This window comes from Brevibacterium sp. BDJS002, from assembly GCF_028201555.1.
GTDB lineage: Bacteria > Actinomycetota > Actinomycetes > Actinomycetales > Brevibacteriaceae > Brevibacterium > Brevibacterium aurantiacum.
In genome coordinates this window covers 639,287-659,246 of record NZ_CP116392.1, presented here as the reverse complement: position 1 = coordinate 659,246, position 19,960 = coordinate 639,287, and the positions used below count along the sequence as shown (strand labels likewise).

General features: G+C 61.4%; 20 protein-coding genes and 1 pseudogene. 10 read left to right on the top strand and 11 right to left on the bottom strand.

The features are described 5' to 3' along the window. Position 1: 1 nt before the first annotated feature. Positions 2-1,339 carry a 2-hydroxycarboxylate transporter family protein gene (locus PGC08_RS03005; protein ID WP_271709510.1) on the bottom strand — a complete coding sequence of 446 codons (1,338 nt, stop codon included), beginning with the start codon at positions 1,337-1,339 and terminating at the stop codon, positions 2-4. A gap of 155 nt (positions 1,340-1,494) precedes the next feature. Here PGC08_RS03005 and PGC08_RS03000 point away from each other — a divergent pair, with 155 nt between their 5' ends. From PGC08_RS03000 to PGC08_RS02990, 3 genes are all read left to right on the top strand, one after another. Continuing rightward, positions 1,495-2,691 (top strand): CaiB/BaiF CoA transferase family protein, encoded by a 1,197-nt coding sequence (locus PGC08_RS03000; RefSeq protein WP_271709509.1) that lies wholly within the window; start codon positions 1,495-1,497, stop codon positions 2,689-2,691. A gap of 22 nt (positions 2,692-2,713) precedes the next feature. Beyond that, positions 2,714-3,556, top strand: a complete 843-nt coding sequence (locus tag PGC08_RS02995) for a hydroxymethylglutaryl-CoA lyase (RefSeq protein ID WP_271709508.1) — start codon at positions 2,714-2,716, stop codon at positions 3,554-3,556. A gap of 97 nt (positions 3,557-3,653) precedes the next feature. After that, the gene (locus tag PGC08_RS02990; protein ID WP_271709507.1) at positions 3,654-4,355 is read left to right on the top strand and encodes a GntR family transcriptional regulator; all 702 of its coding nucleotides are present in this window, start codon (positions 3,654-3,656) and stop codon (positions 4,353-4,355) included. A gap of 47 nt (positions 4,356-4,402) precedes the next feature. Here PGC08_RS02990 and PGC08_RS02985 read toward each other — a convergent pair whose 3' ends face one another. The 3 genes from PGC08_RS02985 to PGC08_RS02975 are packed head-to-tail and all read right to left on the bottom strand — an operon-like array spanning position 4,403 to position 7,530. Further along, positions 4,403-5,893 carry an amidohydrolase gene (locus PGC08_RS02985; protein WP_271709506.1) on the bottom strand — a complete coding sequence of 497 codons (1,491 nt, stop codon included), beginning with the start codon at positions 5,891-5,893 and terminating at the stop codon, positions 4,403-4,405. 57 nt (positions 5,894-5,950) lie between these two features. Then, positions 5,951-6,784: a hypothetical protein gene (locus PGC08_RS02980; RefSeq protein ID WP_271709505.1), complete on the bottom strand. Its 834-nt coding sequence runs from the start codon at positions 6,782-6,784 to the stop codon at positions 5,951-5,953. A 17-nt stretch (positions 6,785-6,801) separates the two neighbouring features. Next, positions 6,802-7,530 (bottom strand): DUF5058 family protein, encoded by a 729-nt coding sequence (locus tag PGC08_RS02975; protein WP_271709504.1) that lies wholly within the window; start codon positions 7,528-7,530, stop codon positions 6,802-6,804. Between the two features lie 126 nt (positions 7,531-7,656). Between PGC08_RS02975 and PGC08_RS02970 the strand changes: the two genes are divergently transcribed. The 3 genes from PGC08_RS02970 to PGC08_RS02960 are packed head-to-tail and all read left to right on the top strand — an operon-like array spanning position 7,657 to position 10,266. Next, the gene (locus PGC08_RS02970) at positions 7,657-8,664 is read left to right on the top strand and encodes an Lrp/AsnC family transcriptional regulator (RefSeq protein ID WP_271709503.1); all 1,008 of its coding nucleotides are present in this window, start codon (positions 7,657-7,659) and stop codon (positions 8,662-8,664) included. A 41-nt stretch (positions 8,665-8,705) separates the two neighbouring features. Next, the gene (locus PGC08_RS02965; protein WP_271709502.1) at positions 8,706-9,323 is read left to right on the top strand and encodes a DUF4166 domain-containing protein; all 618 of its coding nucleotides are present in this window, start codon (positions 8,706-8,708) and stop codon (positions 9,321-9,323) included. Between the two features lie 58 nt (positions 9,324-9,381). Then, positions 9,382-10,266, top strand: a complete 885-nt coding sequence (locus tag PGC08_RS02960; RefSeq protein WP_271709501.1) for an oxidoreductase — start codon at positions 9,382-9,384, stop codon at positions 10,264-10,266. Here the strand turns inward: PGC08_RS02960 and PGC08_RS02955 are convergent. Beyond that, complete coding sequence (locus tag PGC08_RS02955; protein ID WP_271709500.1) at positions 10,250-11,092, bottom strand: uroporphyrinogen-III synthase; 843 nt, start codon at positions 11,090-11,092, stop codon at positions 10,250-10,252. The genes PGC08_RS02960 and PGC08_RS02955 overlap by 17 nt on opposite strands. A 129-nt stretch (positions 11,093-11,221) precedes the next feature. On the opposite strand from PGC08_RS02955, the gene PGC08_RS02950 reads away from it, so the two are divergent. Continuing rightward, entirely contained in the window at positions 11,222-12,304 is a 1,083-nt protein-coding gene (locus PGC08_RS02950) for a DNA polymerase III subunit beta family protein (RefSeq protein WP_271709499.1), read from the top strand. Positions 12,305-12,521: 217 nt separating this feature from the next. Here PGC08_RS02950 and PGC08_RS02945 read toward each other — a convergent pair whose 3' ends face one another. Beyond that, positions 12,522-14,096: an SLC13 family permease gene (locus tag PGC08_RS02945; RefSeq protein ID WP_271709498.1), complete on the bottom strand. Its 1,575-nt coding sequence runs from the start codon at positions 14,094-14,096 to the stop codon at positions 12,522-12,524. A 363-nt stretch (positions 14,097-14,459) separates the two neighbouring features. Beyond that, a complete protein-coding gene (locus PGC08_RS02940) occupies positions 14,460-15,623 on the bottom strand; it encodes an enolase C-terminal domain-like protein (protein WP_271709497.1) in 1,164 nt (387 codons plus the stop codon). Between the two features lie 114 nt (positions 15,624-15,737). Between PGC08_RS02940 and PGC08_RS02935 the strand changes: the two are divergent. Together PGC08_RS02935 and PGC08_RS02930 are read left to right on the top strand one after the other, a co-directional pair. Continuing rightward, positions 15,738-15,872 (top strand): annotated as a pseudogene (locus tag PGC08_RS02935) (GntR family transcriptional regulator); the annotation flags it as partial. A gap of 87 nt (positions 15,873-15,959) precedes the next feature. After that, positions 15,960-16,439: a FadR/GntR family transcriptional regulator gene (locus PGC08_RS02930; RefSeq protein WP_271710036.1), complete on the top strand. Its 480-nt coding sequence runs from the start codon at positions 15,960-15,962 to the stop codon at positions 16,437-16,439. 59 nt (positions 16,440-16,498) lie between these two features. Here PGC08_RS02930 and PGC08_RS02925 read toward each other — a convergent pair whose 3' ends face one another. Next, positions 16,499-16,987 carry a DUF2000 family protein gene (locus PGC08_RS02925; RefSeq protein WP_241211337.1) on the bottom strand — a complete coding sequence of 163 codons (489 nt, stop codon included), beginning with the start codon at positions 16,985-16,987 and terminating at the stop codon, positions 16,499-16,501. A gap of 48 nt (positions 16,988-17,035) precedes the next feature. Here PGC08_RS02925 and PGC08_RS02920 point away from each other — a divergent pair, with 48 nt between their 5' ends. Beyond that, a complete protein-coding gene (locus PGC08_RS02920; RefSeq protein ID WP_096146893.1) occupies positions 17,036-17,812 on the top strand; it encodes a helix-turn-helix transcriptional regulator in 777 nt (258 codons plus the stop codon). A gap of 36 nt (positions 17,813-17,848) precedes the next feature. Here the strand turns inward: PGC08_RS02920 and PGC08_RS02915 are convergent, their stop codons facing one another. From PGC08_RS02915 to PGC08_RS02905, 3 genes are all read right to left on the bottom strand, one after another. Next, a complete protein-coding gene (locus PGC08_RS02915) occupies positions 17,849-18,199 on the bottom strand; it encodes a type II toxin-antitoxin system death-on-curing family toxin (protein WP_271709496.1) in 351 nt (116 codons plus the stop codon). A 14-nt stretch (positions 18,200-18,213) separates the two neighbouring features. Further along, a complete protein-coding gene (locus PGC08_RS02910; protein ID WP_009881659.1) occupies positions 18,214-18,987 on the bottom strand; it encodes a type II toxin-antitoxin system antitoxin SocA domain-containing protein in 774 nt (257 codons plus the stop codon). 105 nt (positions 18,988-19,092) lie between these two features. Continuing rightward, the gene (locus PGC08_RS02905; RefSeq protein ID WP_271709495.1) at positions 19,093-19,911 is read right to left on the bottom strand and encodes a 2-keto-4-pentenoate hydratase; all 819 of its coding nucleotides are present in this window, start codon (positions 19,909-19,911) and stop codon (positions 19,093-19,095) included. Positions 19,912-19,960 lie beyond the last annotated feature (49 nt).

Here is a 19,960-nt window from a genome sequence, read left to right as displayed (position 1 = left end):
TCTACAGCAGGTACGGAGCCAACGCGGACAAGGCGACGAGGACCACTCCACCCCCGATGCGTGAGGAGATCGAGAGGAAGGGCAGCAGGTTCAACCTCTGTGAGGCCTGAAGGACCGCGAGGTCACCGCTGGAGCCGAAGTCGGCCAGTCCCAATCCCGCCGAGATCGCCGATTCGATCCAGTACAGCTTGACCAGCCAGCCGACGAAGCCGGCGACGAGAGCGGCGATGACCACGGTCAGCAGAGTCATGGCCATGTATCCGGGGTCCGAGACCAGCGAGAGAACCTCATCGATATTGATGGCGATCACGCTGATGGCGACGAGGATCGCAGGAATCATCGCATTGGCAACGAAGACGTACCAGAGGTCAACGGACTCCTCCACGTACTGCGGCATCGGGACGAAGATCTTCGCCAGTGCGCAGATGACGATGAGGAACACGTAGGCGTGGAGCACCGGAAACAGATCGCTGAGCAGGTTCGACACGGTGAAGAGTGCACCGGCGATGAAGAAGCCCATCGCAGCCAACTTGACGGCCGCGGTCGGCGATTGGAGCTTCTCGGCAGTCGCCTCGGGCAGGCGGACTCCCTTGCCGTTGAAGGCCTTGAAGCGGTGCCCATGCCTCTTTCCCGCATTGTTGAGAACAGCGGCAACAATGATGCAGATGATGTTGGCAACTGCGACTGCCGGCACCAGTGACGTCAGGTATTCCGCGGCAGATCCACCGCTGTTCTGAGCGATGATCTCTGAGATCGGAATGGCTCCGGCCGCGACACCGCCGCCCAGCACCGGTCCGGCGACGAAGAAGATCGCATAGCCTGCACCAACGCCGGTGACCTGCCCGATCAGTCCGATGACAGTGAAGCACACAGCGATCGTGACGATGATCGGGATGAGAATTCGGGCGCCGGCCTTGATGAGCAGGCTGCGCGGCATCCCGAGGATGCTGCCGGTGATGAGCGCCGCCACGACGAACTCCCCGAACCCCGAGGTGTCATAGAAGCTGGCCACCAAGCCTTCGATGGAGCCGGGCATCACACCGACGTACTTGAAGATCGCGGGAACGAGGATGCAGAGAATGACCCCGCCGCCGATCACTTTGAAATAGGGGATGGAGTTTCCCACCCACATCAGGATTCCGCCCAAGGAGATGACCACGGCGAAGGCCGCCGTCATTCCGGTCCCCTCGGAGGTGAGGCTCACTGCAACGAGGGCGATGATCGCCATCGGAATGAACGCCAGGACCGGCAGCCCCATGATCGTGCGATCGAAGGACGTGGCACTCTCCTGCACTTGCTCCGCCGGCGCAGAGTCCTCTTTGACATCTCGACTTGTCATGATTGTTCCGGTCCTACCTGGTAGACAAACTTCGTTGATTGCATACAGATCAGTGTATGGTGTTTCTAGAATCGGCTCCATTGCTGGGAACGATTGAAAGCATACCTCAGAATTTCGCATAATTGTATGCAACTTGTTGTTTCAAAGGAGAACCAGTGAACGAAGAGACATCGCGTCCCTCAGGTACAGGACCGCTGAGGGGAATCCGAGTTCTTGAGATGGGACAGCTCATCGCCGGACCGTTCTGCGGACAGCTGCTGGGCGACCTCGGTGCCGAGGTCATCAAGATCGAGGACCCCAAGAACGGTGATCCGATGCGCCAATGGGGACAGGCCACCATCAAGGGCTCATCACTGTGGTGGTCCGTCCTGGCCCGCAACAAGAAATCCGTGACCCTCAACCTGCGCACCCCGGAGGGCCAGGAAGCAGCACGAGCATTAGCCGAGTCAGCCGACATCGTCGTCGAGAACTTCCGCCCGGGCTCGCTCGAGAAATGGGGCCTCAGCCACGAGGAACTCCAGAAGAACAACCCCGGGCTCATCATGCTGCGCGTCTCCGGGTTCGGCCAGTCGGGCCCCTATGCCAAGCAGGCCGGCTACGGCTCCATCGGCGAAGCCATGGGCGGTCTGCGCTACGTCGTCGGCGACCCATCCACTCCCCCATCACGGGTCGGGGTGTCGATCGGTGATTCCCTGGCGGCCCTGTTCGGAACCATCGGCGTTCTCGCAGCACTCCAGGAAAGGCACAACAGCGGTCTCGGCCAGGTGGTGGACTCCGCGATCTACGAATCCGTCCTGGCAATGATGGAGTCCATGGTGCCCGAATGGGCCGACGACGGAATCCAACGAGAACGCAGCGGTTCGACCCTGCCCAAGATCGCTCCCAGCAACGTCTACCCCACCGCAGATGGACAATGGCTCATCATCGCCGCCAATCAGGACACGGTCTTCGCACGCTTGGCTGCGGCCATGGGCAATCCCCAACTCGCCGACGATCCTGAGTACTCCACCCATACGGCTCGAGGCGAGCGCCAGGCTGAGCTCGACGAGCTGGTCGCCGAATTCTCTTTGCAGTACAAGGCCGATGACCTGGTCGAACTCCTCAACGAGCACTCCGTGCCGGTCGGGAAGATCTTCCGGGTCGAGGACATGCTCAGCGATCCGCAGTACAAGGCCCGCAGATCTGTCGTCGAGGTCGAGAGCAAGGAATATGGGGCTGTCACGATGCAGAACGCCTTCCCCCGGCTCAGCCGCACCGACACCGCCGTACGGTGGGTCGGACCGAGCTCGGCCAGGACACCCTCGAGGTGCTCACAGAGGTCGGCTACGACCACGACGCGCTCACAGCTATGAGAGACAAGGGAGTGATCCGCTGATGTGGAATCTGCCAGAGAGTGCTCGCGTCGTCGAGGTGGGGCTCAGAGATGGTCTCCAAGCAATCGAGACACCGCTGTCCACCGATCGTAAGATCGCCATCGTGTCCGAGATGATAGCCGCCGGATTCAAGGAGATCGAGGTCGCCTCCTTCGCTCACCCGAAAGTCCTGCCGCAATTGGCCGACGCCGAGGCCGTCCTGGCCGGAATCCCCCGCCCACCTCATGTGCGCTTCCGCGCTCTCGTCCCCAATGCCAGAGGTGCGGTTCGAGCCGCACAGTGCGAAATCGACGAGCTGACCTTCGTCATTCCGGCAGAGGACGGCATGGCATCGAAGAACCAGGGGACGACGACGGACGGCCTGTTGGCCCAACTGGAGGAGATCAGAGAGGTCTCACAAGGTGCAGGTCAACGACTCATCGTCGCCGTCGCCTGCGCCTTCTTCTCCCCCTGCTATGGACCGGTGTCGAAGGCGGAACGCGACAAGGTCGTTCGGAAGGCGCTCGAGGTCGGCGCCGACGGTATCTACCTCGCCACGACGACCGGCGAGGAGACGCCGCTGGAGGTCTTCTCCGGCATCAGCGAGACCAAGCGCGATTTCCCAGGCCTGGAAGTCGGTGCGCATCTGCACAACCGCAACGGCTTCGCCCCGGCGAATGCATTGGCTGCCCTGTCTGCCGGCGCCGACTGGCTCGAATCCTCGGTGGCCGGGCTCGGCGGAGACATGTGGTTCCCGGGACCCGAGCGTGCTGGGCAACATGGCAACCGAGGATCTCATCCACCTGCTTCATGGAATGGGCATCTCCACCGACATAGACTTGAGCCGTGTCAGACATATATCTGAAAGTCTCATCGAAGAGACGAACTTCCCAGTCTCCTCGTTCGTCAGCCGAGGTGGCACCCGTGAGGAACTCGCCAACGCATCGTGGGGATAGTTCCACATGCCTGTAGACAATGACGCGACGCTGCCCCAGTTCGGCGACTCACACTGGACCGAAGTCAGCTCACGCATCCTCGGCTTGGTGGTGTCCGGGGATCTGCCGCCAGGGTCATGGATACGTGAGAACGACCTCGCCGGTCGCCTCGGCGTGAGCCGGACTCCCATCCGCGAGGCCTTCCGCGAATTGGTGGGCGTCGGTGTCGTCGAGGTCGTCCCGCGCCGCGGGACGCGTGTGCGCAGCTATGACGCTGCGGAGATCGAACAGATCTATCGCTCACGTGCCGTCATCGAACCCTACGTCATGTCCGAAAGCGTCGGGCGGCTGACCGAGGATGACTTTTCCTCACTGTCCGACCTGACCGAGCAGATGAAGAGCCTGGGGTCCGATCCGATGACGCGGCACCACATCGCTTCGGTGAACAACGAATTCCACGCCATCTTCATCCGCAACAGCGCAGCCCAATCCCTCATTTCGACGACGTACAACCTCATGATTCCCATCGTCGTGGCGAAACTGTTCGCGTCATACTCGGACAACGATGTGTCGTCGAGCATGAATCACCACGATGAGCTCATCTCTGCGGCGAGAGCCGAGGACAAGGAATGGGTCGCCGCGGTGAGCAAGACCCATATCATCAGTGGGCTCAACCGATTCAAGGCGATGCAGATCGAACAGACACCGGGGCAGGACGACCCTCAATAGGCGTCGTGCGCCGAGGCCCCTGAAGTCGCGACCGCCGCGCGGTTCGGCTACTGCCCGGCCGAGCGTCCGTCCTTACGCAGCGGCGGTGCCACGACGCCGTCTGGGATCGGCGGCAGGTACGGCGTCTTCGCCATGATCTGGCCATGCTCACGTTGGGCATCGGCCAAGAGTTGAGGATTAGTTGCGATCGCCGTCGCGGTAGCCGCCATGGACTTGGCCGCGTGGATCATGCCCTTGTGCGCGGACGGCAGTTTGCCCTGTGCCACCGTCTGCCAGGCGTGGAACGGAGTGCCCAGTGCTGCCGTGGACGAGCTGATCTGGACTGTGGGCACCACCCAGCTCACATCACCGACATCGGTGGACCCGGTTCCCTGGTTACGAGGCATGTCCGGATGGAATGGAGCAATGTCGTCATGGATGGCTCGCTTGTCATCAGCGGCCCATCCGACGTTGCGCTTCGCCTCGGCGATGGCCCGATCATCCAGACTGACGGCGAACCCGGCGGCTGCAGCCTGATCATCGGCATCGAAGGGCACCGGGCCCAGCTGGTTCAGCACACCATCGAGTGCGTGTTCGAGTGCCTCGTTGGGCAGCACCTCGGCGCAGGCACCGTCGAACTCGATCTCCAATTCGGTCTCGGTCATCAGCTCGGCACCGCGGGCGATCTTGACGACACGTTCGTAGAGGTCCTGCATCTGCTGGGTGTCCTCGGCCCGGACGACGTAGTAGACGCTGGCGTGGGCTTGGACGACGTTGGCAGACCTGCCGCCGGCGTCGGTGATCGCATAGTGCACGCGAGCGCTGTCAGGCATGTGCTCGCGCAGGAAGTTCGTTCCGACGTTGAGCAGTTCGACCGCATCGAGGGCGGAGCGTCCCAGGTGGGGCATGGCACCCGCGTGTGCGGCGAGCCCGGTGTAGTGGAAGTAGACCTGTGAGTAGGACAGGGTCAGGTGCTGTCTGGCGTTGGTGGTCGGGAACGGGTGCCAGGTGACGGCAGCGTCCACATCGTCGAACGCTCCGGACTGGACCATGAAGGTCTTACCGGCGGCAGCCTCTTCAGCCGGGCAGCCGTAGTAGCGCACCTGTGCCTCGATGCCGGCGGCCTCGAAGTACTCGGCGGTGATGACCGCGGCCATGAGCGCACCGGAGCCGAGCAGATGGTGGTGGCAGCCGTGCCCGTCGCCCGAGGTGTTCGCCGGATCCGGTGTGCGTGCGGGGTTGCCTGCTTCCTGGCTGATGTCGGCCAGGGCATCGTACTCGCCGAGGAAGGCGATGATCGGTCCAGAGGTGCCGCGATGGGCACTGAACGCGGTCGGGATGCCTCCGACCGCCTCGGTGATGGTGAATCCGTGTGCCCGGGCAGCGGCCTGGTGCTTGTCCTGGGCGCGGAACTCCTCCCAGCGCATCTCAGGATCGTCCCAGATCGAATCTGCCATCGCGGTGAATTCCGAGGCTGCGGCATCGGCTCTCTCGACGATGGCGTCCAGGTGTTCCGCTTCCAGCTGTTGACGGGGAGGTGTGGCGGGGTCTGCGGTCATGGTGGTGCCTTTCACTGGTGGCGTGGTGTCGCTGGCTTCAGTCTGGTCCGGTCGGCGTCAGTCCTGCTTGGACGCCTCAGCTCGCGGACTCGCAAGCGGCTGCGAACGCTCGTCGGGCTGCGAGCTTGCGTCGGTCGATCCGGCCGAGACTGTCGAATCGGTCGATTCGGTCGATTCGGTCGATTCGGTCTTGGGTGCTGGTTTGAACATCAGCATCGCGATGACGGCAGTGAGGACCACGCCGAGGAACGGAGCCGCGATGGCCAAGGCCGGCGTCAGCGGGGCCAACCCATAGATGACGACGATGCCGACGATGAGTGCCGTGACGATGAGCTTCGGCTGCTTGCGGTTGCCGATCACGTTCTGCATCACGAAGGCTCCGAGGACCGCGGGAACCACGTACGTGGTCACAGCACCCAGCACATCAGCGGGGAAGACGGTGAGCAGCCATTGGCCGAAGACGCCGACGATGAGCATAAGCCCGATGACGTGGATGAGTGCGGCCGAGCAGATGGCCAGGGCCGCTGCGATCTGCGCCTGAGGCGTGCCCGGTTTGGCCTTGATGCTCTCCTGCGCGGTGACGGCTGCGGGAAGGAGCTTCGTGGAGATGTTGCCGATGAGGAAGGCCTGATACATTGCGCCCGGACCCAGGATCGGGAAGTACGAGATGGGTTCGATGACCCAGATGACGCCCATCACCGCGGCGATCGCCACAACACAGGTGACCAGGGTCATCGGTTCGATGGAGTAGCCTCCGAACGCGACGAGCATGATCGGGCCCGAGAGCATGGCGATCATACCGGCGAGCATGGTGATCGGCCCCCATGTGGACGTCGTCTTGTCGAAATCGGCCATGGGATTGGCTGTGGTGGAGTTCGTGATTGCGGACATGGTGTTCTCCCTGGATCTCATGAGATGAAGTAGCCGACGGCGATGGCGACGATCATGGCCGCACCGAGTGCGAACTCGCGCAGCATGGGTTTCTTCAGCCACTGCGCGACCAACGTGAGCAAAAGCATCACACCCGCCGAGGTGAAGAAGACGATCGCGGCATCTGAGCTGGCCGCGAACTCCTTCAGACCCAGAGTGAAGAAGGCTCCCAGGAGTGCCGCGGTCGGCAGGAGCGCCCAGCGTGCCGAGCGTTTGCGTGCGGTCTTCGTGGTCGTCCCCTCGCCCATGCCGCGCTTCATGATCGGGGTCATGATGAGGGTGACGACCATCCAGCCGCTGCCGCCGATGGCCAGGGCCAGCAGCATGGTCACCAGCATGTTGCCGTCGACGTTGGGCTCACCGAGTCCGGTGCCCATGACGCCGAGGGCGAGGTTGGCCGCGATCGTCTCGTAGGCGGCGCTGCCGATGAGTCCCAGGCGGGTGATCGTGCTGGGTGTGCCGAAGAGCGGAAGCAGGGCGAGCGCCACCAAACAGACCGCGATCGAGGGACCGATCGCGGAGATGCCTCCGGCGCGGAAGGCCGTGTTCACCTCGGTCCCGCTCATACCCACCTTGACCGCGGCACGCTTCGCCGCCCGCAGGTAGATCACGCTTTGGACGGCGATGATGACGAGGACGGCGATCGCACCGAACCACAGCAGCGGATGGCCGACCGTCTGAGCCAGAGTCGACGTGGTCTTCTCCATATGTTGTGCCTTTCGCATCGAGTCGTTTCCCGTCGTTGGGTCAAACGATCTGCCAAGTGATGCTAGTCACGCAGTGTGCTCCAGACACCAGATCGTGGAAAATCTGTGACAATTGACGTCATTGTGATGGATTCTCTGATTTCAGACAGCGATGCCCGGCTGATTCACGCACTCCAGCTCGCTCCCAGAGCAACCTGGAGTGAACTCTCACGAGTCCTGGCGCAGAGCCCCGTCGTCCTCGCCCGACGTTATGAGCGCCTACGTGCTGCCGGGGTGGTCAAGGTCATCGGTCACCCCTCGGGTTTCAACATCAGCCGCAATCTCGCCTTCGTCGAGATCGACTGCGAACCCGGATCACTGGCCGCAGTCACAGAGACCCTGGTGGAGCTTCCGATGGCGATGACTTTGGACGTGACGTCCTCGGGCACCTGCCTGATCGCCACGTTGATCGCACCCGACGATGAGTCGCTCGCGACCGTTCTGCTCGACACTCTGCCTTCTCTGCCGGGCATCCGGGAGGTGCAGACGCATATTGCCACGTCGACTCTGAAGACGGGTGCCAAATGGAGCCTCAGGGCCTTGGACGCCGAGGAGGTCGCGTTGTTGCCGGCCCCACGTCCCCCGCGGGCCAGGGCAGCACGAACACTGGACCCGCAGTTTCGCAGTGATCTGATGGCCAGATTGGGTGAGGATGCCCGCAAGCCTGTTGCAGCTTTGGCGCGTGAGCTCGGTGTCAGCGAGCAGAAGGTCCATGATGCGATCTCTCGGCTCATACACACCAAAGAGTTCCTGCCGCGTGCAGATGTGACCAGCGCGTGGAGCGAATGGCCGGTCCACGTCTGGTACTTCGCCGACATCCCACCACGCCAACTGAGCACGGTTGCCTCGGCGCTGTCCGCGCATCCCGAGATCCGCTACGTCGGCACCTCGGCAGGGCCGGCCAACCTGGCCTTCGACGTGTGGTTGCGCAATCTAAGCGTCATGCACGTGTTCGAGGAGAGGATCACTTCGCTGGCCCAAGCGGGAATCAAACTGCGCCGCCAGGTCATCCTGCGCACCCCCAAGCGCGTGGGCCACGTCCTCAATGATGCTGGTCGGTTCACAGACCGCTACATCGCTCTCTCGGGACTGTGAACCTCAGACACCACGCCTTAACCTGCGCATATACTCGCAGCATGGAACCTGAGACGAGATCGCCGTACGAGCGAGCCCTGGGTTCCCAGTTGCCTGAGCTGCATCCGGTGCTGCAACGCTACTTTGCAGCGATCCCCGCAGGCTCGGTCGGTATCGGCGAAGGCACTTTCGAACGTTTCGGCGCCACACGGTGGTGGCTGCGACCGGTGCTGGGGTGGTTGGCACAACGTCATGTGATCGTGCCCGGAATGCATTACCAGGTCCCGTTTCGGATCGAAAACCGCACCGTTGACGGCCAGCAGACCGCGGCCCGCACCCTAAAACTGCAGTCGGGCACCTGGACGATGGTCGACGCGGTGTCCCTGTCCGAGTCGGGTCACGTCGTCGATGTGCTGGGCCGACCAGCTCTAGTGGAGGCGGCCTTCGCTGTCGCGGCGGATGACGGTGGCGTGAGCCTGGGCAGCCGTGGCGTCACCGTGCGGTTGGGGCCGGTTCGTCTGCCTGTTCCGAAGGTGATTCGTCCGGTGATCGCCCTAAGCGAGCGCTATGTCGACGAGGTGGCTCGCCAGTACGTACGGCTCACCGTTGACGTCCCCGTACTGGGGCGGGTGTATGAGTACCACGGTTCGTTCACTTATCGAATAGACGAGGAAGCTTGAAAGCGGAGACGTCCGGCCAGGCCTTGCTCGTGCACAGTCCACTGCGTAGCCTCGGACGATGGTGAAATATCGGTGGACCGCGGATGACATGCCCTCAATGGATGGCCGCACGGTGGTCGTCACCGGGGCTTCCAGCGGAGTCGGAGCCGCCACCGCAACCGCGTTCTCACAAGCAGGAGCCCACGTCATTCTGGCCGTCCGTGACACGCAACGTGGCCAGAATGCTGCTCGCACCATGCGTGGGAGCACCGAAGTCCGGGAACTCGACCTCGCCGATCTGTCCTCGATCAGATCGTTCGCACAGTCGTGGAGTGGTCGACTCGACATTCTGGTCAACAATGCAGGAGTCGCCGGACACCGAGGCGCTCAGACCAAGGACGGTTTCGACCTGCAGTTCGGCACCAACCATTTGGGTCATTTCGCACTGACGAATCTCCTCCTGCCGCATGTCACCGACCGAGTGGTGACTGTGGCGTCCGGTGCGCACAAAGCTGGTGAGATCCATTTCGACGACTTGACCTTGAGCACACGCAGATACGGATTCGCAGAGTCCTACGGCCAATCCAAGCTGGCGAACCTGCTGTTCACCCTCGAACTCCAGCGCCGCCTAGACGGGACCGGTTCAAGTGTTCGCTCTGTGGCCGCGCATCCGGGCTACGCGGCAACGAACCTCGGGACCAAAGGTCAGCCCAAAGTACTCGTTGCCGCGGCGAATCTCGCAGGACGATTATTCGCTCAAAGCGGTGAACACGGCGCCCTGCCCACACTGTTCGCCGCGACCCAGGACCTCCCCGGAGCAAGCTATGTCGGCCCAGACGGTCGCGGGGAACTGCGTGGCTCCCCCACCCTGGTGGGACGATCGGCGAAGGCCAGCGACCTCACCACCGCTCGTCACCTATGGGAGGTATCCGAGCGGCTCACCGGCGTCAGTTTCGGGTTGTGAGTTCGGCGACCAGGGTGCGCACGAGGGCGCCCAAGCGGAACCTCTCGGGGATCAACGGCTCGATTCCGTGCTCCACCAGTGGTGCCGCCGTGACGTTGCCGACCACAGCGGCGAGGACACCGTTCTTGTCGGTGAACGCGGCGACAACCTCAGGCAGTAGTCCCTGGTCACGAGCAGCGTCCAGGAAGGCGGTGACCCCGGGCGCCGAGGTGAAGGCCACGGCATCACAACGGCGGTCCGCGACGAGTTCGACCGCTGCCGCCACGGCGTCTGGATCCGGTGCGGGACCCCACCGGTAGACAACCAACGAGCTGACCTCGGCACCGGCTGCGGCGAAGGCCTCGTCCAGACCGTCGGCGCCAGCGCCGTGGTGCTGCACCGCGATCCGAAGGCCATGCACTCCCTGTTCGAGCAGGACCTGCTGGATCTCGGAGTTGGTCTCGGATTCAGCGACCCAGGCCGGTGTCAGCCCGGCAGCCTGAATCGCCCCGCGAGCCTTGGGACCGCGGGCAATGATCCGGGCTCCGGTGAGCATGGCGGCCCACTGTTGGCTGAGTCCTTCGGCCTCGGCGACTTCGGCCCAGCCGTTGAAACCGACTCCGGTTGTGACTACAACGATGTCGGGTTGGGCGTCGATGAGTGCGCGGGTGCGTGCGACGAGTTCGGGGTCATCGACGTTGGGGATGACCGACAGTGTGGGCGCATGAACGATGGCCGCACCGTGCCTTTCAAGGGCGGTCGCGAACTGTTCAGCCTTCCGCTGAGCGGTCAGGACCACGCGGCATCCGGACAACTGGCCGCTCTGGTCACTTCGAGACTCATCCATGCACACATCCTTGCTTCCGCAGAACGTCCAGGCAACTTCAACGAAAGAGCGTGCCGCCGGCAGGGTTCGCGCTGAACACCGACACTGGTGGGTTGACCTTCAACTTAGTTGAGGCCCGATGATGGTCACATGACTGACAATGAACTGATGTCGATCGGAGAGTTCGCGAAGCTGACCGGTATGACGGCGAGCGCTCTGCGCTTCTATGACGATACCGGTCTGCTCCGACCTGCCGACGTCGACGCGTTGACGGGCTACCGGCGCTACGGAGAATCGCAGTTGAGTCTCGCGTATCGGCTTCGGTTGCTCCGGGCGATCGGCATGCCACTTCTCTCCATCAGTCGATTCTTCGCCGCGGACGAAGACGATGCCGTACGGATGATCGACGATCAGCTTGGCGCAGTAGATGTAGATGCCGCCGAAGCGCGGCAAGCGGCTTCGGAACTCAAGGTGACGTTGGGCAACGACGACCATCAGCCTCTCGGTACGATATCGGGGGTAGTCCTCGCTGGTGCCTTGGACCAGGTCCTTGCCACCACAATCGATGACCTCAGCACACCGATTCTCAGCGGCATCCGGGTCGAGGTCGCATCAGATGCCGTCACGCTGATTGCCACGGATCGGTATCGGCTCGCAATTCGCACACTGGTGCACCAGCCTGCAGGGCCCACCACCTGGTCCGGGACTGTTGACGGAGATGATCTTCGCCGTCTTCATTCACAATTACGGCGGAGTCCGACCGTCAAGCTCACAGCTGGGACGATAACCCTGGGCATCCAGTTCATCGACGGAACTGTTGCCGACCTGCCCCTGCGCACGGTAGTATTTCCCGACTACCGAGAGATGATCTCTGTACTGTCACCGGTGACGCTTCACCTCACGATAGAGAAGAAGTCACTACTCAACATTCTGGAGAAGCAGGCGCCTGAGTTTGTTGGCATACGGGTAGCCGGACAGCAGCCAAGCCTGCTCATACCCGGCATGACGCCGATCGAACTCGCAGGCTCTGCAAGTGGCCCTGACCTGACGCTGTGTTTCGAACTGATCACCCTGTATCCGGCGCTGAGCCACGCCCTCGGCGGCGATCTGATGTTCAACATTCGCGGCACGGACCAGCCGGTCACTCTCCGGTCGGCCGACGATGGCGACCTGACAACAGTCCTCATGCCTTGCCCACGACCAGCCCTTGCAACAGAAGGAACCGAATCATGACCGCAACTGCTACGGCGACACGATTCGCACTGCTATCGATGAGATGAGCACTGCGATCGCACACCGAGACACCGTCCGGCGGGATTCCGCTCCCGGCCCGCACCACTGAGTCCTACCCCGCCGAGGTTGCCCGCCGTTTCGCACGATCCCAGACTCATGCCCCGCCACCTCATTCGTACATCCGATTCCCCATGACCACCCGATCCGCTACGGCCATTCACAGAAATGCGGCAGGGGTCGAGAGTAGGTCGATCCCCCACAGCCAAGGGAGCACAAGGAACACTGCCGCAATGATGAACACCAGGGCGAGAATGTTGATCCAGAAGCCGGACTTCACCATGTCCATGATGGTGATTTTGCCCGTTCCGAACATAATGGCATTCGGCGGTGTCCCTACTGGGAGCATAAAGGCGCAGTTGGCAGCCATTGCGCATGGCACCATCAGCGCGTAGGGGTGGATGCCGAGGGCAAGGGCAAATGCTGCCATGACCGGAAGAATCATCGTTGCAGTCGCCGCGTTCGAGGTGATCTCGGTAAGGAACAGCACGAGTGCGGTGGAGATGACGATCACGAGGAAGACGTTGATCCCGTCCAGCGTGCGCAGCTGTTCGCCGATCCATTCTGAGAGACCGCTGTCGACGAAGCCTGCGGCAATTGCCAGGCCGCCGCCGAACAACAGGAGGATGCCCCACGGAATCTTCGTTGAATCCTCCCAACGGAGGATGCGCTTCTCGTGAGTGCCGCGGCTTGGCAGGGTAAACAGCATGATCGCACCCATGATGCCGATGACGCCGTCACTGATCCCCGGAAGCAGGTCTTCCCAGATGAATGAACGGGTGACCCACATGAAGGCAACAGCGATGAAGACACCGAGCACCGTCTTCTCCTGGCTCGACATTGAGCCGAGCCCAGCCTTCTCGTCTCTGATGAGCTTTTCTCCGCCGGGAAGCTGCTTGAAGCGGACCTTGAATTTCACGCCCGTGAGGTAGAGCCAGGTGAGCGTCAGCAGAATAATGACGATGGGGACTCCGAACAGCATCCATTGCGCAAACGAAATGGTTTCGCCGAACAACTCTCCGACCGTTGCAGAAAGCACAGCGAGAGGTGGCGTGCCGATCAGCGTTCCCAGCCCTCCGATGGTGGCTGCATACCCGATTCCGAAGATGATTGATTTCTCAAACTTGGGAAGTTCGTCGTGGTATTCGCCCCCACGCAGAGAACGTGCGGCCTGGTAGGCAACCGCCAAGCCGACGGGGATCATCATCATTGTGGCAGCGGTGTTTGATACCCACATGGAGAGGAAGCCTGTCGCGACCATGAACCCGAGCACAATTCGGCGTGGGCTCGTGCCTATCGCTGCAACGATCGAGAGTGCGATGCGTTGGTGCAGATTCCACTTTTCCATGGCAATCGCCAGAGTGAAGCCGCCGATGAAAAGGAAGATGATGTCATTGCCATAGGCTGCAACGACCGAATCCCCGTCCAGCGCACCTGTGAGGGGCAATAGCACCACGGGAAGTAGGGATGTGGCAGGGATCGGGATCGCCTCGGTGATCCACCAAGTCGCAACCCACAGCGTGCTGGCGAGGACTGCTTGCGCCTCCGGGCTGAGTCCGTCAGGTTTGAAGAAGACGAGGGTGAGGGTGAAGAGCAGTGGCCCTAGCACCAGACCGGTCAGGCGTGCGGGAGTGTAACCGGGCCCTGAGGAGTTTGTATCTGTTTCACGCTCAGCATTAGTGTCACTGGAACGTTCTTCGGTAGAGGTCTCCTCGGCCGTGCCACTCATGGCCATCGTTTGGATGGGAGACGGCTTCCGTCGATTTGAGAATGTGAGAAGCCTTTTGATCTCGTTGTGCGACGTCCACAGGCTTCCCCATATGGCGTTGAGATGAGAGTGTGCTGTTGCCATTGCTGTACCTTCTTTGGTCTCTTGCTCGGCGTACATATTGCGGTGTCAGATCGTGTCTCGCATGTGTTGCGAGGTTTGACTCCGTCGTCTGGTGCCGGGTGTGTAGAAGCCGGTTGGTGTCACAAGAAGAGCCGGCTGCGTTGACGGCGATCGAGATGGCTACCCGGGACATGCAGATAGTAAGAAGCAGCTGGCGGCCCTGTTGCCGAGAAGGCCACGGAGGGCCGCCAGCCAGATGTGCTGAGATCAGGCGTGCAGGTCCCGGAGCACGTCGTAGAACGCGGCCTTTCCTTCCAGCCCGATGCCCGGAAGGTCACCGGGTGATACTCGGCCGTGGGAGATGATGGCGTCGTCTGTGAATCCGCCGGTGGGTTGAAACTCCCCTGGGTACGATTCGTTTCCGCCGAGCTTGAGCGCGGCAGCGATGTGCAGCGAGAACTGGTGACCGCCGTGCGGGATGCAACGGCGTGAGGACCATCCGTGCTGGGAGAGCATGTCGAGGACACGTCGGTACTCTGTGAGCCCATAGCTCAGAGCCGGGTCGACTTGGATGTAGTCGCGGTCGGCCCGCATGCCCCCGTATCGAATCAAGTTACGGGCGTCTTGGACAGAGAAGAGGTTCTCACCGGTGGCAATGGGGTTGCGGTAGCTTTCCGACAGTGTTGCGTTGAGTCCGTAGTCGAGAGGATCTCCGACCTCTTCGTACCAGAACAGGTTGTACTGGTCGATGGCATTGCCATATTCGAGCGCGGTCTGGAGATCGAACTTGCCGTTGACGTCGACCATGAGTCGCGAGCCGTCTCCGTCGAGTACGTCGATGACGGCTTCGATGCGCTCGAGGTCTTCAGCGAGGTCGGCACCGCCGATTTTCATCTTGACGTTCTCATAGCCGGATGCGAGGAAGCCTCGCATCTCGTCCTGAAGATCGCTCAGCGTCTTGCCTGGGGCGTAGTAGCCGCCAGCTGCGTAGACGAAAACGTCGTCATCGGGGTTGCCGTCACCGTAGTGGTCGGAGATCCAACGGTACAGAGGAACTCCTGCGATCTTGGCTGCCAGGTCGTGAAGTGCCATATCGGCAACGCCTACGGCGACAGAACGTTCGCCGTGACCGCCCGGCTTCTCGTTGGCCATCATGATGTCCCACGCCTTGGCTGGGGAGAGCTCGCCATTGTCGGTGAGCTCGTCAATCGATGCGTTCTCGAGTCGAGGCAAGATGCGGTCGTTCAAGATTGCAGTCGCGTTGTACCGACCGTTCGAGTTGAAGCCATAGCCGACCAGCGGCTTGCCGTCGACAATGACATCACTGACAAGCGCCAGGATCGTGCAGTCCATCTTGCTGAAATCGATGTAGGCATTGCGCATCGACGAACTGATCGGAATGGTACCCGCATGAGCAGAGACAATCCTCATGGTCCTCCTTCTTCAAATTTAGATCTTATAAGACACTTATAAGATGCTTATACCGTACACTGGCCGGACGAGCGGTACAAGGCCGAGAGGGCCTTTTTTGGGAATGAGGTCACCATGAATGGCGCTGGCGAAATGCCGAGCAAAGGTGCGCAGGCATACGCGGAGCTGCGGCGTCGGATCACATCAGGCGAGCTGGTTCCCGGTTCGCGTTTGTCGCAATATGAACTCGCTGCCGACTTGGGGATGAGCATCACCCCGCTTCGTGAGGCAATCCGAAGACTGGCGAGCGAAGATTGGCTCACGATAGATGCGCATCGGGACGCACGCGTCGCTCCGATGAGCGCGTCCGAAGCGCGCCATCTTCTTGAGGTTCGGTACTCGCTGGACCCATCCGCCACCGAACTGGCTGCGAAACGCAGGACCGACCGGGACATTGCTGCGATGAAAGCTGCAGCCGATGAGCTGTTGCCTGTCACTCGGGACTGGGGCGAGGAAGCCATCACTGCGCACCGGGCATTCCATCGGTCGATCTACGTCGCCTCTCACAATTATGTGATGATCAAGCTCCTAGACGACCTATGGGACAAATCGGATCGGTACAGACGTATCGGCCTAGAACTCCCGGCAGGCGCCAAGCCCCGGACCATCGATCAGAATCAGCACCATCAGATCCTCGAGCTCGTCATTGCCGGCGATGGGATTGCGGCAGCCGATCTCGTCCGCTCTCACGTTCGGAACAGTCTCGGAGCCGAAGTCACGGGTGCTCTGGAGAACCAAGAGCGCGGCTACTTCCCTTTCGCTGAGCATTCGGCCTGAGCAACCGAATCCTGTTCTTTGGATACCACTGAAATTGACAAATAGTGGGGCGCCCCTGGTCACCCATGCATCCGCGCGCCTTTCACCACCCGATCCACTGCGTTCTTCGGCCCCCGCAGAGCAATCCCCACCAGGTTGAGGTCCTCAGCCGCAACCGAGGCCACGGCCTCGCGGTTGGCGGCGTCGTGTCCGGTCGAGAACAGTTCCTCCGTATAGATCGCCAGAGGAATCCCGCGGCCGAGCGCCTTCTCCCGCGCTTTCGCCAGCAGCCCTCCATCTGCCGTCAAAACAAGGACCGGTTGGCGCAGCATCGGAAGATAGTCATTGCCGTCACCGTCGCGGTAGTTCTCCCCCACCAAACCCGGTTCGCTGTGGGCGATACCGCTGGTCAGGAACGCTGTGACGTTGAGTTCCTGCCAGGGAAGCAGGTCATCGCGGAGCACCACGACGACCTTCGTATCGAATCGGACCACTTCGGTGCCGGTTGCTCCGACCGTATCGGTGGAGGTGCCTGCATCTGTCTCTGCTGTGTTCGTGTTTTCGTGCATGCTCCCACTCTGGCCGGTTTCCACAGGTGGGTCTTGTACGTTTGTGACATGGCAGATGTGATCCACGCATGGCACCCGAATGTGCCCCAGGTGCAGGAGGTCCTCCACGCACAGTTCGAGCATCATGCCTACCCGTCCCACACTCATGATTCGTGGACGGTTCTGCTCGTCGATCAGGGCACCGTCACCTACGATCTGGACCGGCACGAGCACCGGACGACGAACTCGACGGTGACGCTGCTGCCGCCGCAGGTGCCCCACGATGGTCGCTCGGCGACTCCTGATGTTCCGTTCCGCAAACGCGTGCTCTACCTCGAACCCGAATGGCTGTCCCTGAGCGCCGTCGATGCTGCGGCGGAGGCTCCGACGCTCTTCGATCCGAGCGTCACGTCGACTGTCGACCAGATCCATGCCGCACTGAATGATCCAGCCGATGTCCTCGCCGCCGAGTGCGGGGTCCTTGCCCTGCGCGAGCTCGTGCAGCCGCATCTGAAGTCACCGGTCGACATTGCTTCTGACAAGCCCTTGGCCCGTCGTCTGCGTCATCTGCTCGATGATCGCCTGGACGAGACCTTCACCATCGCCGAGGCGGCCGCTGACTTAGGTGCCCACCGCAGTCACCTCGTCCGGGTATTCACCCAGACCTACGGGATCGCCCCGCACCAGTACGTCATCGGCCGTCGCGTGGACCGCGCCCGCCGACTGCTCCTGACCGGCCACTCCCCCGCGGAGGCGGCCGCCCAGTCGGGCTTCCACGACCAGTCCCATCTCACCCGGCACTTCCGCCGGACGTTGGGAACGACACCGGGAGTCTTCGCGGCCTGAAGCTAGGAGCAGACCCACCAGCGAAGTAGAAGTTATTCAAGCCTGGCGTTGACTGAGCCAGACCGCTATCTCCTTAACAGACAGATTGTTGTCGACAACTTCGTCCTCGATGAAGGCAACAAGTGACTGTGTCCCGAGGTTGAGTTCCACGCCGTTGGCCAAGAGGAATAGCTCGCATGAGGCCCACGCACAACGCTTGTTCCCGTCGAGAAAGGCATGAGCGTTGGCGATATGAGATAAGAGGACAGCTGCCTTCTCAAACAGAGTCGCATACGGCACTTGGCCGAAATAGTCGGTCTGTGGCGAGAGGACCGCCGACTCGAGCTTGCCGTACTCAAGTAGAGGAGCCGAGGACTCTCTGTCGTGGATCTTGATAACAAGATCCACGCTTAAATACTCGATCACCTAGATGCGAGGAGGTCCAGGGCTTCTCTCCGCTCGGTGCGGATCTTGCTCAGAAGCTTTTCGAACTTCTCATCACCGATGATGGCAGCATCAAAACTAGGCCTAGTTGGACCCTCGCCCTTCAGCGCCTGCATCGTGTACTCCTTCTTCATATCCGTCGGGGCAATCGCCCTGCCAGCTTCGTGCCCCCCGCTAAGAGAGTTGAACGTCTTCTTCCAAGGCGACTCGCTATGAGTCCGATCCACGAGCTGCGTAGCCGTGAATTGATTGTAATAACCGACTATCGCATCGACGACGCTCTTGAGCTCGGCGGAAATGCCGTCCGATCGAGGCACCGTGGCGGTAAAATTCTTGTACGCGAGTTCTGTGGTCGGCCCGTACTGCCAAGCTACAACTGGATCGGAGAAAGCATCTTGTCCAGTCCATGCCAGTGACCAAGCCTGTGTGTAATAGACCAGCTTCATGGCTTTCGTGACACTAACCTCGGGCAATGCAAACTTGATGTACTGAAGTACATCCACAGAAGTTGTCATTGCGCCCACCACCTCGAACGAGATTTTATTAGTTATCCCTATTCTACGCGAGGGACGAACTGAAGCGAAGCAAATGCTCTGGCTACCGACCATCTCTCGCAGATTGTCGCCGTTGACCCCATGCGACCAGCCGATACCGAGGTGCTGGTCCGTCCAGCGAGTTCGGGCCAGTCGGTCGTTGAGATCATTGAGATCGGATTGGTCGACATTGCTCTGAAAAGGCTGCGTTTCAGACATGGAAACAGCATGGCAGACGGGTATGACACGGGCCGTCTTCGTTCTGCCCGTCAGGCTGCGTCATCTGTTTGATGGTTGCATGGAAGAAACCTCCACCCCACCGATTCAGTCAACAAACGTGCAGGCGACAACGCCCAGACCGTCGAACTTCGCAGACAAGGAGTCGCCTGGTTCCACTGGGATGGGTTCGCTGCACGTGCCCGTGGTAATGAAGTCCCCTGCCTCCAGACCGATGTCGACAGCTGAGAGCTCATTGACCAGCCAGGTCAATGCGGCGACTAGGTCACCGAGAACGTTTCTACCTACGCCCTCAATGGTCCGGGACCCTGATGGACCATCGACATCGGCGGTCATCGACACCTCTGCCAGATCGCGCGAGGACCAGGATTCTTTCGCCGCTGGCCCCAGTACGAATCGGTGGCCGCAGGCGTTGTCGGCGATCATCTGCAGTGCACCGGCTGTGGTGACATCGGTGAAGCGGGAACTTGGCAGTTCGATGCCGAAGTGCAGCGCATCCACCGCCTCCATAACCTCGTCGAGGGTGTAAGGGTTTGGGCGCGGCGGCAGCGTCGTGCCGAGGACGAACACGAACTCCGGCTCGGCCAGACACATCGAATTGCCGCTCAGCGACACGGCCTCCCCATCGCCTTGGACGCGATCAGCGAGCACGCGACCGCCCAGCGGGCCCTCGACATTGATGTGCCGTTGCCCGGCCTCACTCGTCGCCGCAATCTTCCATCCGAGGGTGGGCTGACCTTCCAACTCGGCATAGCGGGTCTGCATCGAGTAGGCCTCTGCTCGAGTTCCAGGAACAGCTCCTGCCGGCAGCGCATCAATCGCCGCCCCCTGCAGACCCACCTGGTGCACAGCGGTGGCACCGCGTTCGATCTTCTCCGTCGAAGACATCGCATTCACGTCCGTCATGGGATCAGTGTGGCACGGCGCGAGCGCCCCGTGGAGGTGTGATCGTCAA

Bases quoted from the DNA above. Each gene is read 5' to 3' on its own strand.
- PGC08_RS03005 (WP_271709510.1), bottom strand. From the start codon at position 1,339: ATGACAAGTCGAGATGTCAAAGAGGACTCTGCGCCGGCGGAGCAAGTG.
- PGC08_RS02995 (WP_271709508.1), top strand. From the start codon at position 2,714: ATGTGGAATCTGCCAGAGAGTGCTCGCGTCGTCGAGGTGGGGCTCAGA.
- PGC08_RS02990 (WP_271709507.1), top strand. From the start codon at position 3,654: ATGCCTGTAGACAATGACGCGACGCTGCCCCAGTTCGGCGACTCACAC.
- PGC08_RS02985 (WP_271709506.1), bottom strand. From the start codon at position 5,893: ATGACCGCAGACCCCGCCACACCTCCCCGTCAACAGCTGGAAGCGGAA.
- PGC08_RS02980 (WP_271709505.1), bottom strand. From the start codon at position 6,784: ATGTCCGCAATCACGAACTCCACCACAGCCAATCCCATGGCCGATTTC.
- PGC08_RS02975 (WP_271709504.1), bottom strand. From the start codon at position 7,530: ATGGAGAAGACCACGTCGACTCTGGCTCAGACGGTCGGCCATCCGCTG.
- PGC08_RS02970 (WP_271709503.1), top strand. From the start codon at position 7,657: ATGGATTCTCTGATTTCAGACAGCGATGCCCGGCTGATTCACGCACTC.
- PGC08_RS02965 (WP_271709502.1), top strand. From the start codon at position 8,706: ATGGAACCTGAGACGAGATCGCCGTACGAGCGAGCCCTGGGTTCCCAG.
- PGC08_RS02960 (WP_271709501.1), top strand. From the start codon at position 9,382: ATGGTGAAATATCGGTGGACCGCGGATGACATGCCCTCAATGGATGGC.
- PGC08_RS02955 (WP_271709500.1), bottom strand. From the start codon at position 11,092: ATGGATGAGTCTCGAAGTGACCAGAGCGGCCAGTTGTCCGGATGCCGC.
- PGC08_RS02950 (WP_271709499.1), top strand. From the start codon at position 11,222: ATGACTGACAATGAACTGATGTCGATCGGAGAGTTCGCGAAGCTGACC.
- PGC08_RS02945 (WP_271709498.1), bottom strand. From the start codon at position 14,096: ATGGCCATGAGTGGCACGGCCGAGGAGACCTCTACCGAAGAACGTTCC.
- PGC08_RS02940 (WP_271709497.1), bottom strand. From the start codon at position 15,623: ATGAGGATTGTCTCTGCTCATGCGGGTACCATTCCGATCAGTTCGTCG.
- PGC08_RS02930 (WP_271710036.1), top strand. From the start codon at position 15,960: ATGAGCGCGTCCGAAGCGCGCCATCTTCTTGAGGTTCGGTACTCGCTG.
- PGC08_RS02925 (WP_241211337.1), bottom strand. From the start codon at position 16,987: ATGCACGAAAACACGAACACAGCAGAGACAGATGCAGGCACCTCCACC.
- PGC08_RS02920 (WP_096146893.1), top strand. From the start codon at position 17,036: ATGGCAGATGTGATCCACGCATGGCACCCGAATGTGCCCCAGGTGCAG.
- PGC08_RS02910 (WP_009881659.1), bottom strand. From the start codon at position 18,987: ATGTCTGAAACGCAGCCTTTTCAGAGCAATGTCGACCAATCCGATCTC.
- PGC08_RS02905 (WP_271709495.1), bottom strand. From the start codon at position 19,911: ATGACGGACGTGAATGCGATGTCTTCGACGGAGAAGATCGAACGCGGT.